Raw genomic sequence first — 954 nt, 5'->3', positions numbered from 1 at the left:
GTTCCCGGAACACCGCTGGCTCGCCAAGGTGGAGCGCGGCAATGTTCCTGACATCGAGCATCTGCCGAAAAGCGTTCATGTCTATGCGCCGATGACGGCGCAGGTGACGAGCGACGGTAACACCGCTGTCGAGAAGGCGCGGTAGCACAGATGCCGAATGTCACGATCTATATTCCCGCAGACAGGATGCCGCCGGACGAAGCACTCGCAGACCTCACGGAGCAATGCACAGAACTTTGCACCGGCATTCTCCGGGCCGCATTGGCGAACGTGCATATTGTTTATGTCGCTGTCCGGCATGGCCGGGGACACCCCGCTTTCGCAGAAATCCAATATCGCCTTGAGCAATTTCGGACGCCGCCAGTCATGGCGCAGCTCATGGAGGGACTGGACGACGCCATAAGGCGCAATACTGGCCTCACCGCGCGCATTCGTTGCTATGGCTATGAAGCGTCGAGCATTCACGCGCGAAATTGAGCGGACGCTTGGAGAAAACGATGTCCAGCCTTACATTTCCCACGCAACAGGTCGGTGATTTAACAATCGCCGCAGTCAGCGATGGCTATCTCCACGCCAGTTTCGACTTCCTCGCGAATATCGACCCGGCGGATGCCTCCCGTATGCAGGAGGATGCAGGGATAGAGGATCGCACCTCGATCCATATCAATTGCTACGTTGTGCGTGGAGGCGGTCGCACGATCCTGATCGACGCAGGAGCAGGCGGCTTCAAACAGTGGGGCGGCCGATTAACCACCAATCTGCTACTCGCTGGCATCGATCCTTCGGAGATCGACGCGATCCTGTTGACGCATGCCCATCCCGATCATGTCGGGGGGCTGACGGACGCTTCAGGAGCAGCCATCTTCCCGAACGCCGAGCTTGTCGCCCACCATCGGGAAGTCGCGTTCTGGCAGGATGACGGCAATCTGAGCCGCGCGTCCGAGCGCGCCCGTG

The 954-nt window shown here is 59.5% G+C and carries 2 protein-coding genes; both read left to right on the top strand.

Translation table 11 applies throughout. The annotated features are described in order from the left end of the window. Positions 1-150: 150 nt before the first annotated feature. Positions 151-477 carry a hypothetical protein gene (locus JZX87_RS31025; RefSeq protein ID WP_206829654.1) on the top strand — a complete coding sequence of 109 codons (327 nt, stop codon included), beginning with the start codon at positions 151-153 and terminating at the stop codon, positions 475-477. 20 nt (positions 478-497) lie between these two features. Next, positions 498-954: MBL fold metallo-hydrolase (locus tag JZX87_RS31020; protein WP_206829653.1), on the top strand; the 457-nt coding region annotated here is incomplete at its 3' end.

Origin of the sequence: Agrobacterium sp. Ap1 (genome assembly GCF_017313375.1) — a bacterium.
Classification (GTDB): domain Bacteria; phylum Pseudomonadota; class Alphaproteobacteria; order Rhizobiales; family Rhizobiaceae; genus Neorhizobium; species Neorhizobium cellulosilyticum.
The sequence above is the reverse complement of the archived record's forward strand: the minus strand, read 5'-3'. Positions and strand labels throughout refer to the sequence as shown.

Excerpts from the sequence above, each read along its gene's own strand:
- JZX87_RS31025 (WP_206829654.1), top strand. The coding sequence starts at position 151 with ATGCCGAATGTCACGATCTATATTCCCGCAGACAGGATGCCGCCGGAC.